The following is a 12,984-nucleotide window of genomic DNA, read 5'->3' as shown; positions in this document are numbered from 1 at the left end:
CTATACTTATCATAGATATTTATGACAAAAACGGGAAGGGGCGGATATCACTTTCTTCCAATCGCATTAATTCTTCCCGCGTAAATGCTGTGTGCCCCGTATCCATCAAACGCCTTGCCTGGCGCTGCATGGCCTCCTCAATAACATCGCGCGCAAGCCGAGCATTGCCGCTTCGCTCTCCGCTTCGCTGTTCGAAATACCGACGCAAACGGTTGATGGCTTCCAACGAAAGCTGATAGCCCTGTTCAGCGGCATAAGTTCTTGCCACTTCGAGTAATTCTTGTAATGAATAATCCGGAAAATGAAAATACTTTTTGAACCGGGAACGCAGGCCTGGATTCGTATCCAATAACTGCTCGATAAAGCCGGGATATCCAGCCAGCACAACAACAAGATTTTCTTTATGTTTTGTCATTTCTTCAACCAGCGTATCGATCGCTTCTGCACTGTAATCATTCGAGCCGGATGGGATCAAGGCGTGAGCTTCGTCAATGAATAGCACGCCACCCAGCGCTTCGGTGATTTTTCGCCTCGTTTTAACGGCTGTCTGTCCTACATATTCAGCTACTAAATCTGCCCTTCCGACCGTAACCAAATGTCCTCGCTTCAATATGCCCGCTTCTTTCAAGATCGAAGCATAAATTTCTGCTACCGTCGTTTTACCGGTACCCGGATTGCCGGAAAAAAAGGCATGAAACTGCAGCGGCGTAACGGGTAAGCCTTGCTCTTTCCGTTTCCGCTGAATGGATAAAAGCGCAAACAATGTCTTGATCTCTTCTTTAATTTCCTTCAACCCGACCAAAGCATGCAAGCGTTCAGTTGCCGGCTTCGCTTGCGGAAGCGGACGTGCAAAATCTTCCGCATATAAAATGGTAAATTCATCAGCTGGCAGCTCTTCTTTGCCTTTCAGCTTACGTCCTTTTGCCGTAATCGCGTCAAGCACGATATTTTTGACTGTACGCGCGTTGCCAAACGTAGCGTCCACACGCTCCACTTCAATCCGCTCTTTCAAAGCAGCAACCGCACTTTCCGTTAGCACAAACTGATTATTGCGGGCCACCATCTGTCCAATAGCCACCAGTTCATCCATCGTAAAGTCGGGCAGGTAAAAATGACCAATTTCTGGAAAACGGCTGCGTAAACCAGGATTAGCCAGCAGAAAATTTCTCATCTCTTCCGGATATCCGGCCAGTATAACAGCGAATTTACCGGCATATTCCCCCCCGGTCATCGCCGCGACAAGGGTATCGATCGCCACCTGTCCGAAATCGTTTTCCGCGCTTCCTGCGCGTTTTAAACTATACGCCTCATCAATAAACAACACCCCGCCAACCGCGCGCTGCACCGCTTCCATTACTTTCTGCTCCGTATGCCCTACATAAGAACCCACCAACTGGGAACGATCCACCTCAATAACGGAAGAGCGTTCCAGAAGCCCAAGTTCATGGTAAATTTCTGCCAAAAGACGGGCTATCGTCGTCTTGCCCGTGCCTGGATTTCCCATGAGAATCGCGTGCAGTCCAATCTCGTCCTGCATCTTGAATCCAAGCTCTCGGCGCTTTGTTAAATAAAGCAAAAAATAATACAAATCATGAATCCGCTTTTTGATATCTTTCATACCGACAAGCGCATCCAGACGTTCCAATGCGGAAGGCGACTGTTTCGCTTCCCTTCGATAGCCGACCATCGCCGTGTTCCAGTCTTCGAAATAAGCGTTTAGTCTCTCAAGCGCTTCGTTAAACTCCCGCAACATCTCTTCGGGCGCATACAAGCCACTAATGGACTGATGGTAGGCCATAGCGCACGCTTCCACTTCGCGCACCAATTCCGACAGTCCAGCCAGCCAGGCGGATGCTTCCTCCCATACAATATCTTTTGCAGCAAGATGTTTCTCCGTTGCTTTCCCTTCTGCAATCCACCGCTCGGCCAGCTTGATTTTTTCCCCGGTAAGACGCTCAATACCCTGAAGAACTTCAAGTGTTTTCTGTTTACGACGCTCGGACGGATCTACCTGGCGCAGCGGAAAAAAGGAAATATCGTCAAACAGAGAAGCAAGTTCGGCAAGCAGCACAAGCTTCATGTATTTCCATGCCTTTTCCAATTCTGGTGCCAAATCAACCGCCCGACGCAACCAGCTTTCCGCTCCTTTTCCTTCTGGCTGGCTATTCCACTGTAAAATCCCAAGGCATGTGTACAACATCGCTTCCCACGGACGAAGCTGCTCCTCATCCATTTGCTCTTTCCACCGAGACAGCTGGGCATACAATTCAGCAGCACGCGCTTCAAAGCGTTGTGGAGCTTGTTCGATTTCATGAAACAGCCCCCCGACCGCTTCCGTCCATTCATCAAACTGCAATATCCGGTTCATACACACCCCTCTTCTCTATTCCAGCAAAGGATTGTGAAACTCAAATCCATACTCTCCTAAATATTTATTATGCGATAACGTTCCTCCCTCGAAATACCAAGCATCGCTTGCCCGGATAAAGAATCGAATACCTCCCACCTCAAACACAGCATCTCCTGCCTTCATTTCATTCTGCGAGCTTTTTTCGATAGCATAAAACAGTCCACCCGCACCAGGACCACCAGTACGTACATACAACCGGTAGCAATCCCCTTCCCGAAATCCCGCATATTTTTTGTAGGCCTGTACCGCTTCCGGTGTAATCGTAAAATTCATTCTTCCGCCTCCTGGGTTTCAAATTGACAACAAATGTAGAAAAAACCGTTCCTAAATAACGGAACGGTTTCCTTATAAGATCATATATCGGCTATAAGAAGTGCTGTAAGCCAGGTTTTGTACTTCCCGTACTCATCACGGCAGCCAGCCTGGTACATGGAAGCGACAGTCATCTATCTACGAGACTCCTGTCCCGTCTATCCTCCGGTTCATTTCCCTTCGGATAGTGCCCCTACCAAAATTTGGGTTGCTCGCTTGCGGGGTTTACCTCGTTCCACCCCTACTGTTTCCAGTAGAGCTACGTCACTGTGGCACTTTCAGGCTATTCTCGGCATATTCCAAAAGGAACGTAGCCGATTTCACCGCCGTCAGCCGCTTGCGCGACTGCCCTGCCTTGCGGCAGGCACAAACACTCCGAGCCTCTCAGCCCGGGCGAGCCTGGACTTTCCTCTATCCATGCAAAAGCATGAACAGCGACTGTCCGCACTTCTTATGTTATACATTTATCAACAATATATTAAAAACCAATTCATTCGTTACATGTTATAAAAAAAATGGTGCGGATGAAGGGACTTGAACCCCCACGGTGTTGCCACCACTAGAACCTGAATCTAGCGCGTCTGCCGATTCCGCCACATCCGCATAAAAATGGTGAGCCATACTGGACTCGAACCAGTGACACCCTGATTAAAAGTCAGGTGCTCTACCAACTGAGCTAATGGCTCCTTGCTGGCGTCCCAGGAGAGATTCGAACTCCCGACCGACGGCTTAGAAGGCCGTTGCTCTATCCAGCTGAGCTACTGGGACATGATTTCGTGTCTTCTTATATAGCAGCGACAGAATTTATAATATCATATAAGGCTTCTAATGCGCAAGATTATTTTTTGGAAAAACAGAAAAAATGTTTTAGAAAAAACGGCAGGGCGAAAGCAGCGCCCTACCTATTCTTGCGCATGCAGGCCCGGAGACAACCAGCCCGACGCAGATTCATAAACGTGCCAGTATCGCTCCCACTTGATGATAAATTTCTCCATCATCTCAATCCACTTGAGCAACCGCTCCCGCTCGCGGGCCAGTTCGGCAATTCCTTGCATGTCACTTTCCTGAAAGCAGAGCCGAACTTCTTCTTCTATCCACTTCACCTGCATCCGCTTGCTCTCCACCACCAAGCGTAAGCGCTCAAAGCGACGATGCAGGCCGTCAAGCTCTTCAATCGCTTCCATTGATACGGTCATCCTTATTTCTCATTATTTGTTTACGATTTCAATAACTTTTTCAAGCGCAGCAACAATCGCTTCACATTTTTCTTTTTCCGCCACAAGTTGAGAAATGGCGGACATGTTGTTGCTCTTGAAATGCTCAAGCACTTCTTCCTCCATTTCTTTAATACGGAGTTCTAACTTCTCAGTCGAATCCTGGGCATTTACCAATACATCTTCAAATACGCTTGCTGTTTTCAATTCATTTGCCATTGTTACAGCAACCTCCTCTTCCCTTTGAATATTCTCATTCACAATGACATCTTCTTGTTCTTGCTCCTGCAGCACATTCACCTGTACTTCTTCCGCTTCAGGCTGTGGCTCGCTTTCTCTTTCATAACTGACGATAACCAAACCTTCAACTATGTGAAAACGTGGGTCTCCCTCCGGTACAAATACGTATTCGCGGCGCGACAGATTCAATTCATGCTCCATCATTAGCAGCAGTTGCGCCAAAGGCAGTTGTTTAACCTGTTTGTCCACAAGGAAACGGTAAATGTGGTCATTGGCTATCTCCCAGCGGGCCAAATACCACAAGTCTGATCCGATAAAACGGACAAACCGAGGGTCTTTGTACAGAGGAAGCTTGTTTTCAGCGTAGCTGTAGGAAATTATGTTATGCCAGCGCAGCTTTTTTAAACATTGTTCTGCCGTCAAAGGCCCTTTGTTTTCAAGGAAATAACGCACCAGCTCTTCGGCGATATGATCGCGGAACGGCGCATCCATCTCGACCACCGCGTGAGAACTTCCCACATGAAAAGGCGAAGCTTCTTCAGCAAGCGCTTCCTCAATCACTTCGCCCGGCGATTGGCCTGTGCGTTGTAAGCTTATGCCGTATGTATTCTGCAGGCGACTTTCTAATTCCTGCCTAGAAAGCGAGCGCTCTCCATTACGGAATACCTTTTTTAACATGCTGCTTGCTGTATATACTAACTCACTCATTTTAAGACCCCTTTGCACATGTCTTATCGTGTATTATCATACCATGTTCCACCTCTGCATGGGCGGTAATTTTAGTCTTTTGCCCATTTTTCCTACGGTTTTGTTTCTATAAGACCAGAATATTTCTTTCCCACGATTCTTCACTGTTAAGCGCCACCATATCAAAACCACCTTGTCCATTCTTATAAAAATACATTTTATCCAATTTACATCCTAGACATATCAAAGACAAGAGTGTATATTTATTATTATAAATTCGATAATTATACATATTCTTAATTACATATACACAATATTCTCATGGAGGGATAGCTATGTTAATCCGAAAGGCAAAAATACAAGACCTTGACGGGATGATGGCTTTAATTAACGAGTACGCACAGCAAGGGCTAATGCTGCCCCGTTCAAAGCTATCACTCTGTGAAACGTTGCATTGCTTTTCCGTTGTCATTGACGATATAGGGGAAGTTGGCGAACCAGGTGAAGTTGTGGGTGTGGGCGGTCTTCACATTCTGTGGGAAGATTTAGCTGAAGTACGCTCGCTCGCCATTTCAGAAAAAGCAAAAGGAAAAGGTCTTGGAAAGAAATTGGTGAACCATCTCATAGATGAAGCGAGAGAACTTGGTCTCCGTCGTGTCATGTCATTGACATATCAGCAGGAGTTCTTTGAGAAGTGTAAGTTTTACGTCGTAAAAAAAGAAACACTGCCACACAAAGTATGGAAAGACTGCATTAATTGCTCAAAATTTCCAAGCTGCGATGAGATTGCGATGATAAGAGAACTTGCTCCCACACCGGTCGGGGTAAAATGAGAGCGAAGCATGAAATGATGTTCCCAAAACAAGCTCTGGCATAAAAACAATAAGGGAAGGAGGTAAGCCCCTTTTCTTCCCTTATTCTCACTTTCCATCCTCCGTTTCCTGTCCCATGATATCTTTCTTCTATTTTCGCTTTTTCAACACGTTTTTTATCATTTCAAATCGGCTTTTGCCGACGAGCGAATCGGCTTTGCTTAGTACATCACGAATAATACCGACAACGTTTTTATCTCCGTTCCAGTGTTCGTGAATAATCTCTTCGTCCACATCTACCAACATTTTGTTCAGCGCCAGAACAGCGAAAATAATATCGTCAATAAAACCACCGGGGCCAGCGATAAATTCCGGAATAATATCAAGCGGTGACATAAAGTACACAAGCGCGGCCAACGCGATCGATTTCGAGCGCAGCGGCACGCGTCTATCTTTGGCCAGCCGGGCAAGCAAAACGAATAAATCTGGAGCAAGCAGCAAGTACGGTGCGATTTTTTCCGCCCGGGTATCCCCGATTTTTTCACGCATATATTTTTCAATTCTTCCGCGTAACTGATCGTAATATCGTTCATGCTCACGATTCAGTACGATCAATTCACCACCTGTATGAACTTCCGTTTCTCCGCTCTCAGAAGATGGCTCCACTTCTTCCATCGATTTCATCCAGTCGAATTCCAAAGCCTCAGGTGCAAGTTCCGGCGGTACTGTGATTTCCAGATGAAGCACCCCTTCTTCAAAAATCAGTTTGTCCACCTTAATATCCTGCAATACCGGATACATGTTTACCAATGGGGCCAGTTGGATAGTAACCCGATTATCCGAAACGTGAACCTCCCGTTTGTTTCCCAACGCGTTCATTAATAATGTTTTACCCGTTACGTTCTTGGCCAGAAACATTTCCGTTTCGTGCGACAGCTTTTGCGTAAGTGATACTTTTTCTCTTTGTACATCTTCTGTATAAATAAATGACACATACCGGCCGGATAGATCAAAACGGAACGCATCGAGTTTAAGCGTATACAGGACAGGAAGCCACTCCCCTCTTGTCCGTACCTGAGCATTTACAACTGCGTATCCTTCATACGAATGAAACGAGTTTATATACATGTTTGACAGGAGTTGATTAAGCCGTGGCACTACTACAGCATTAAGGATTTGTTCGTTTATCTTCATTCGTCTCTCGACTCCTTTTCTGGATTCGCTGCTATACATTATCTTACCCTTCTATACGGACAATGGAACGCGGCAGTTTCATGAAGAAAAAAGCAGGTGCCACCCTACAAAAAAAACATTCCGACTTTTATCCGGAATGTTTTTTCCCAGCTCATTTATTTAAACCCTCGCTCGTACTGACGCGGCCCTTCATATTCACGGTTCCGTTGTTTCGCGGCTTGCAATACCCAATACGGATTACGTAAGAGCACACGTCCCAAAAAAACAAGATCCGCCCTTTCGTTGCCAATAATTTCATTAGCCAGCGAAGGATCATCGATCAATCCAACGCACCCTGTCGCGATGCCGGCTTGTTTACGGATTGCTTCCGCGTATGATACTTGATAACCCGGAAAAATTTTCTTTGGTACAACAGGTAGGATGGCGCCAGACGAGCAATCGATCAGATCAACACCTGCTTCTTTAGCCATTCCGGCGATTTTGATACTGTCTTCAATCGTTAATCCGCCCTCCACGTGATCAACCGCCGAAATACGCAAATAAAGCGGATTTTCCTCCGGCCACTCCTGCTTTACCGCTTCGATCACCCGCTTCAAGAAAAGAAAACGTCCCTCCAAACTTCCACCATAACGATCAGTCCGTTTGTTGGCAAGCGGTGACAAAAATTCATTAATTAAATAACCGTGCGCGCCGTGAATTTCCACAATGTCAAATCCCGCCTCACGCGCGCGCCGGGCCGCCTGCCGCCAGGCGTCTAACACTTTTTCAATTTCTTCTTCGCTCAGTTCTTGCGGCACAGGCGAATTCTCGTCAAACGGAACTGCGCTCGGCGCCACAATCGCATCTTTCACCTGCGCTTTGCGTCCGGCGTGCGCCAATTGAATCGCAGCCGCTGCTCCCTGCGCCTTCACGAAGTGTACAATTCGGCGCAACGGTTTGATATGCTCATCACTCCAAATTCCAAGATCCTGATGGCTAATGCGGCCTCTGCTCTCTACCGCCGTTGCCTCCAGCATCACCAGGCCAACCCCACCGACCGCACGCGTACCGTAATGTACATAATGCCAATCGGTCGCTTTACCGTCATCACCTGCCGTATACATGCACATTGGTGACATAACAATACGATTACGCAATGTTACATTTTTTTGTGTGAATGGAGTAAAAATTGACAATGTCTCACGCCTCCTTTATTTATCAACATATACGCCTTCTTACATTATAAATGATACTATAAAAATCAAAGAAATACTAACATTCCATGTGTTTTTTCGCTATAATAATACATAATACCCTAATGATCGGCTAAGCATTTTGCATAAGAAACGGAGAATCTCTATGCTAAAAAAACTTTACCGGAAAATGAGATATCAATATTTAAAATTGCTTCGCTCCAAAGGAGCGCCTTCGATTGTGGCCCGCAGCTTTTCGCTCGGTATTTTCATCGAGTTTATCACGCTGCCAACACTTGGCTCAGCATTCTTGCTCCTTTATCCGCTTAACTTGTTAATTCGCGGCAATTTCGCTGCTTCGCTTATCGGGTTCGTGATGGGTAAATTCATTTTGCCGCTGTTTTTCGTGCTTAATATGAGCGTAGGCAATCTGTTGGTCGGAAACAAATTTGGGCAGGACGTAAGCGAACAAATGAGCCATATGGGTTTTATGATGCTTTGGCAATTTATAAAAGAAAAAGGAATTGCATTTTTTGTCGGCAGCGCCGCTAACGGTTCGATCGTCGCGATCATTTGCTATGTTCTGGTGTTCTACGCGCTCCAATTATATCGAAAGAAACGGCAAGGTCGGCGCCTTGCTCTGCAACTTGAAAAAGACGTCAAATAAAAAATCCCCGGATTTATCGGGGATTTTTTATTACGTTATGCGAACCACTAAGCAAGTATCGCCCTATCACTGGCAAACTTTTCGCCGCACAAACGCTGAAATTCAGCCAGCAATCGTTCGACTGTCAAATTTTTCTTCTCCTCTGACGGAACATCAAGAATAATGGAGCCTTTGTCCATCATAATCAGCCGATTTCCCAAATCGAGCGCCTGCTGCATATTATGCGTAACCATTAGTGTTGTTAGCTTCTGCCTGGTCACAATTTCTTCTGTTAATTCGGTAATTCGCTGCGCACGAGCGGGATCAAGCGCCGCCGTATGCTCGTCAAGCAAAAGCACTTTCGGCTTTGTAAACGTTGCCATGAGCAAGCTCAGCGCCTGACGCTCCCCACCAGACAATAGCCCGACTTTCGCACTCAACCGGTTTTCAAGTCCAAGATGAAGCGTCTCCAGGTAAGTCCGGAACTCATCGCGCCGTTTGGCTGTCACCCCTTTGCGCAACGTGCGGCGTTTGTCACGCGCATACGCCAGTGCTAGATTCTCTTCGATCGTCATCGAAGGGGCTGTACCGGCCATCGGGTCTTGGAATACGCGGCCAATCATCGGCGCCCGTTTATATTCCGGAAGATGAGTAACATCTACTGCATCGATCTCTACCGTGCCGTAATCCGGTTTTAACACGCCTGAGATAATGTTCATTAGCGTGGATTTTCCCGCACCATTACTGCCAATAATCGTCACAAAGTCACCTGGCTTTAGGTGAAGATTGACATAGTTCAGCGCCACTTTTTCATCAACGGTCCCTTCATTAAACACAACATAGAGATCCTTTAACTTAAGCATGCTTCTTCACCTCGCCTCCTTCAAGCACTGCCGGCCGCTGGCCATGGTTTTTCGCACGCGCAGCACGGCGCTTACGTTCCTTATAATTTGCAGATATGCGCGGCATGATAAGTGCAATAATAACGATTAAAGACATCATCAACTTCATATCAGACGGGTCGAGACCAATTTGCATCGCCAGCGCCACAACCATCCGGTAAATAATCGCTCCCCCAATAACCGCAAATGTAGCCCAGACAATGGTGCGGTTACCAAAAATCGCTTCTCCAATAATAACGGACGCAAGGCCAATAATAATCATCCCGATTCCCATCGATACGTCGGCGAATCCCTGATACTGGGCGTACAGCGCTCCGGCGAGCGCCACCATCCCATTGGAGAGACTTAATCCGATGATGATCATGCTATCCGTGTTCGCAGAAAAGCTTCGAATCATGCGCTGGTTGTTGCCTGTCGCGCGGATGGCAAGACCTACTTCCGTATGCAGAAACCAATCGTTAATAAACTTAATAATGAGAGCGATCACTGCAACAGCAAACAGTTGTCCATAATCTCCCAGTATAGAGAGCGCGTCCTTGATTTGGGTCAACAGCGTTTCTTCGCCGAGCAAAGGCACATTCGTTTTGCCCATAATACGCAAATTGATAGAGTACAACGCAATCATCGAAAGAATTCCTGACAGAAGGGCGTTGATTTTTCCCTTCGTATGTAAAATTCCAGTCATTGCGCCAACAAGCAAACCAGCAGCCACGGCAGATACCGTGGACAAAAACGGGGCAAATCCCGCCGTTATCATCGTCGCGCCGATTGCGCCCCCGGTGGCGAAACTCCCATCCACCGTCAGATCAGGAAAATCCAAAATCCGAAACGTCAAGTATACGCCAAGCGCCATAATAGCAAAAATAAAGCCTGACTCAATCGATCCTAATAACGCTGCTACGTTCATGACGTCCTCCTTTCACACCTGCTCCTCTTTTATCATTCTTTATTATCGTTACGCACGGGATGCGGTTTCCGGAAAGGAACCGGCTCATCGATTCCTTTCACCGGAGGACCTGCTTTCATGCGGTCGCATTATTTTGCTTCTGTTTTTTCAAGCATTTCTGGCTTCCACTTATCCATTGCTTCTTTCGGCAGTTTCTCAAAATCGATTCCCTGTTCTTTTGCCGCTTCTTTGTTAAACACAAGATTCAACTTGCTTGGGTAGCCAACAGGCAAATCTCCCGGCTTTGCTCCTTCTTTCAAGATTTTAACCGCCATCAAGCCGGTTTCGTATCCGATATCGGAATACTCAAATCCGACGCCAGCAAAACCCCCATTGCGCACGGATTCAAGTTCTCCCACAAATAGGGGAATGTCGTTTTTATTCGCAACGCTCACGATTGATTTCAGTGCCGCCACCGCGGTGTTATCCTGCGGTACATATATGGCATCCACCTTACCCACAAGCGACTCTGCTGCCTGCTTTATTTCACTCGTATTGGTCGCGGTAGCTTCCACCGGGGTAAGCTGAAGTTTGCCCAACTCTTCCTTTGCCACTTTCACGTTCGCCACGGAATTCGCTTCTCCGCTATTATAGATAATGCCAACTTTTTTCGCCTGCGGGAAGAAATCTTTAATGGCTTTCATTGTGTTCGGAATTACATCCGGCGGCGTGTCAGAAAAACCGGTGATATTTTTGCCCGGCTTCTCGAGATTATCCACCAGCTTGGCGCTTAACGGATCGGAAACAGCTGTAAAAAGAATCGGCGTATCTTTTATGTTTTGCAACATCGCCTGCGCATTCGGCGTCGCGATGGCAAGAATCAAATCTTTTTTATCAGCGGCAAATGTTTGTGCGATCGTATTGACATTTGTCTGATCAGCCTGCGCGTTTTGATAATCAATTTCCAGGTTCTTTCCTTCTTCTAAACCGTTATCTTTCAACGCTTTAATGAAACCTTCCCGCGCCGCATCCAATGCCGGATGCTCAACATACTGTGAAACACCTATTTTGAATTTCTTATCGGCGCTCGCTCCAGCTTCCGTCCCGGCTTTCTTCTCTGTTTCTTCTGCTTGCTGGTTAACGCTTTGTCCTCCGCAAGCGCTCAGCAACACTAGCATCGTCACAAAAAGCAATGCCAGCCATCGCCTTTTTCTCACCATACACATTCCCCCTACATCTTTAATTTTTTTCTTTATTATAAAAATTTAATATATTCATTATAACACGATCTATTTTACTTTAAAGCAAAAAATTAAGCGAAATATTCTTTTTTTTTAAAAGAATCAGATTAAATTACTTGAATTTTCTGCTTTAACGCGTCTAATGAAAAAAGCAAAAAAAGAGCTATTACTTGATAAACAAACCAATAATAGCTCCTTTCTTTATCCTATTCATCATATTAATGAAGGATAAAAACAATATCCGCTCATAGACTTAACGAAACGATAGCTTGTTGTGGGCGGCAACAAGCAACGTTGCCATATCGTCCGGCAACGGAGCCTCAAACGATAGCATCCTTTTATCGCGCGGATGCGGAAAGGACAACATGCGAGCATGCAGCGCCTGGCGACCAATTAGCATCCTTTCTCCACCGTATAAATCATCACCAAGCAATGGATGTCCCATATAACTCATATGAACACGAATTTGATGCGTGCGACCCGTATCCAATTTCAAACGTAAGTGAGTAAATGTTGCGTACCTTCCTAGCACTGTATAATGGGTACGCGCCCACTGTCCATCCTCATGCACGATTCGCTCCATCAGCGAATCTGCTTTGCGCCGGATTGGAGCGTCAATTGTCCCTGTATCCTCCCTCACTTGTCCATGCACGAAAGCTTCATAGTAGCGGATAATGCCTCCCGCGCGCTGCACGGCAGCTAGCTGCTGGTGTGAATATTGATTTTTCGCGATTAGCACAAGACCTGATGTGTCTTTATCAAGACGATTAACCGGGCGGAATTTACGTGAAATTCCCTGCCGCTGCCAATGGTAGACTACACCATTCGCCAACGTGCCATTCGGATGAAGCATCGTTGGATGTACGCAAAGATTCGGCGCTTTATCCACCACAAGAATATAATCGTCTTCATAAATAATGAAAAATGGGATCGGCTCAGGCTCAACATTTTCAGATTTTTCTTCAGGTAAATATAGTTCTACCGTGTCCCCCGGAGCAAGCGGATGATCTAGATAGGTTGGAACACCGTTCAAGCGAATCCCTTTGGCGCGCTTCAGTTCGACGAGCAAACTGCGGGAGATGCCGTGTTCTTCGCGCAAAAAGCTGCGCACGTTTCTTTTTTCCTGTTCTCCTCTATCTGCTTTCCACGGTACAGTAAACCGAATCACTTGTTGTATGTCATGGTTCTCATTCATTTCTTTCATCCTCCAAGCCTCACCTCATAATCGTTTCCGCTTTTTCTGCTTTGCAAGAAAATTATCCATTTTG

General features: G+C 46.3%; 12 protein-coding genes, 3 tRNA genes and 1 other RNA gene. 2 read left to right on the top strand and 14 right to left on the bottom strand.

Annotation, left to right across the window (positions count from 1 at the left end):
• Nucleotides 1-19: 19 nt before the first annotated feature.
• From K3F53_RS05550 to K3F53_RS05515, 8 genes are all read right to left on the bottom strand, one after another.
• A complete protein-coding gene (locus tag K3F53_RS05550; RefSeq protein ID WP_057899477.1) occupies nt 20-2,368 on the bottom strand; it encodes an AAA family ATPase in 2,349 nt (782 codons plus the stop codon).
• A 15-nt stretch (nt 2,369-2,383) separates the two neighbouring features.
• Nucleotides 2,384-2,683 (bottom strand): iron-sulfur cluster biosynthesis family protein, encoded by a 300-nt coding sequence (locus K3F53_RS05545; RefSeq protein WP_057899478.1) that lies wholly within the window; start codon nt 2,681-2,683, stop codon nt 2,384-2,386.
• Between the two features lie 101 nt (nt 2,684-2,784).
• Nucleotides 2,785-3,172: RNase P RNA component class B (rnpB, locus tag K3F53_RS05540), an RNA gene on the bottom strand.
• Nucleotides 3,173-3,238: 66 nt separating this feature from the next.
• Nucleotides 3,239-3,325, bottom strand: a tRNA-Leu gene (locus K3F53_RS05535).
• A gap of 7 nt (nt 3,326-3,332) precedes the next feature.
• Nucleotides 3,333-3,408, bottom strand: a tRNA-Lys gene (locus K3F53_RS05530).
• A gap of 5 nt (nt 3,409-3,413) precedes the next feature.
• Nucleotides 3,414-3,490 (bottom strand) — tRNA-Arg (locus tag K3F53_RS05525).
• A 134-nt stretch (nt 3,491-3,624) separates the two neighbouring features.
• Complete coding sequence (locus K3F53_RS05520) at nt 3,625-3,918, bottom strand: hypothetical protein (protein ID WP_139184922.1); 294 nt, start codon at nt 3,916-3,918, stop codon at nt 3,625-3,627.
• A 12-nt stretch (nt 3,919-3,930) separates the two neighbouring features.
• Entirely contained in the window at nt 3,931-4,884 is a 954-nt protein-coding gene (locus K3F53_RS05515; protein WP_057899480.1) for a hypothetical protein, read from the bottom strand.
• A 314-nt stretch (nt 4,885-5,198) separates the two neighbouring features.
• On the opposite strand from K3F53_RS05515, the gene K3F53_RS05510 reads away from it, so the two are divergent.
• On the top strand, nt 5,199-5,696 hold the full coding sequence (locus tag K3F53_RS05510; protein ID WP_057899481.1) for an N-acetyltransferase: 498 nt from the start codon (nt 5,199-5,201) through the stop codon (nt 5,694-5,696).
• A 129-nt stretch (nt 5,697-5,825) separates the two neighbouring features.
• On the opposite strand, the gene K3F53_RS19335 is transcribed toward K3F53_RS05510, so the two are convergent.
• Nucleotides 5,826-6,869, bottom strand: a complete 1,044-nt coding sequence (locus K3F53_RS19335; RefSeq protein WP_236781889.1) for a YkvA family protein — start codon at nt 6,867-6,869, stop codon at nt 5,826-5,828.
• 155 nt (nt 6,870-7,024) lie between these two features.
• The gene (gene namA / locus K3F53_RS05500; protein ID WP_057899482.1) at nt 7,025-8,044 is read right to left on the bottom strand and encodes an NADPH dehydrogenase NamA; all 1,020 of its coding nucleotides are present in this window, start codon (nt 8,042-8,044) and stop codon (nt 7,025-7,027) included.
• A gap of 163 nt (nt 8,045-8,207) precedes the next feature.
• On the opposite strand from namA, the gene K3F53_RS05495 reads away from it, so the two are divergent.
• On the top strand, nt 8,208-8,708 hold the full coding sequence (locus K3F53_RS05495) for a DUF2062 domain-containing protein (protein WP_057899483.1): 501 nt from the start codon (nt 8,208-8,210) through the stop codon (nt 8,706-8,708).
• Nucleotides 8,709-8,755: 47 nt separating this feature from the next.
• Here K3F53_RS05495 and K3F53_RS05490 read toward each other — a convergent pair whose 3' ends face one another.
• The 4 genes from K3F53_RS05490 to K3F53_RS05475 all read right to left on the bottom strand — a co-directional run bounded on the left by K3F53_RS05490 (nt 8,756) and on the right by K3F53_RS05475 (nt 12,911).
• On the bottom strand, nt 8,756-9,550 hold the full coding sequence (locus K3F53_RS05490; RefSeq protein ID WP_057899484.1) for an ABC transporter ATP-binding protein: 795 nt from the start codon (nt 9,548-9,550) through the stop codon (nt 8,756-8,758).
• Complete coding sequence (locus K3F53_RS05485) at nt 9,543-10,496, bottom strand: ABC transporter permease (RefSeq protein WP_057899485.1); 954 nt, start codon at nt 10,494-10,496, stop codon at nt 9,543-9,545. The genes K3F53_RS05490 and K3F53_RS05485 overlap by 8 nt, the downstream gene beginning before the upstream one ends.
• 128 nt (nt 10,497-10,624) lie before the next feature.
• Nucleotides 10,625-11,695, bottom strand: coding sequence for an ABC transporter substrate-binding protein (locus tag K3F53_RS05480; RefSeq protein ID WP_057899486.1), 1,071 nt, complete (start codon nt 11,693-11,695; stop codon nt 10,625-10,627).
• Nucleotides 11,696-11,969: 274 nt separating this feature from the next.
• Entirely contained in the window at nt 11,970-12,911 is a 942-nt protein-coding gene (locus K3F53_RS05475; protein ID WP_082706199.1) for an RluA family pseudouridine synthase, read from the bottom strand.
• Between the last annotated feature and the right edge of the window lie 73 nt (nt 12,912-12,984).

The sequence above is a fragment of the Aneurinibacillus thermoaerophilus genome (assembly GCF_019603355.1).
Classification (GTDB): domain Bacteria; phylum Bacillota; class Bacilli; order Aneurinibacillales; family Aneurinibacillaceae; genus Aneurinibacillus; species Aneurinibacillus thermoaerophilus.
Note: the sequence above shows the minus strand (reverse complement) of the source record. Positions and strands in the feature narration are given on the sequence as shown.

What these genes read in the sequence shown, in the direction of transcription:
- K3F53_RS05515 (WP_057899480.1), bottom strand. Translation starts at nt 4,884, where the DNA reads ATGAGTGAGTTAGTATATACAGCAAGCAGCATGTTAAAAAAGGTATTC.
- K3F53_RS05490 (WP_057899484.1), bottom strand. Translation starts at nt 9,550, where the DNA reads ATGCTTAAGTTAAAGGATCTCTATGTTGTGTTTAATGAAGGGACCGTT.
- K3F53_RS05550 (WP_057899477.1), bottom strand. Translation starts at nt 2,368, where the DNA reads ATGAACCGGATATTGCAGTTTGATGAATGGACGGAAGCGGTCGGGGGG.
- K3F53_RS05475 (WP_082706199.1), bottom strand. Translation starts at nt 12,911, where the DNA reads ATGAATGAGAACCATGACATACAACAAGTGATTCGGTTTACTGTACCG.
- K3F53_RS05545 (WP_057899478.1), bottom strand. Translation starts at nt 2,683, where the DNA reads ATGAATTTTACGATTACACCGGAAGCGGTACAGGCCTACAAAAAATAT.
- K3F53_RS19335 (WP_236781889.1), bottom strand. Translation starts at nt 6,869, where the DNA reads ATGAAGATAAACGAACAAATCCTTAATGCTGTAGTAGTGCCACGGCTT.
- K3F53_RS05495 (WP_057899483.1), top strand. Translation starts at nt 8,208, where the DNA reads ATGCTAAAAAAACTTTACCGGAAAATGAGATATCAATATTTAAAATTG.
- K3F53_RS05480 (WP_057899486.1), bottom strand. Translation starts at nt 11,695, where the DNA reads ATGGTGAGAAAAAGGCGATGGCTGGCATTGCTTTTTGTGACGATGCTA.
- K3F53_RS05510 (WP_057899481.1), top strand. Translation starts at nt 5,199, where the DNA reads ATGTTAATCCGAAAGGCAAAAATACAAGACCTTGACGGGATGATGGCT.
- K3F53_RS05520 (WP_139184922.1), bottom strand. Translation starts at nt 3,918, where the DNA reads ATGACCGTATCAATGGAAGCGATTGAAGAGCTTGACGGCCTGCATCGT.
- K3F53_RS05485 (WP_057899485.1), bottom strand. Translation starts at nt 10,496, where the DNA reads ATGAACGTAGCAGCGTTATTAGGATCGATTGAGTCAGGCTTTATTTTT.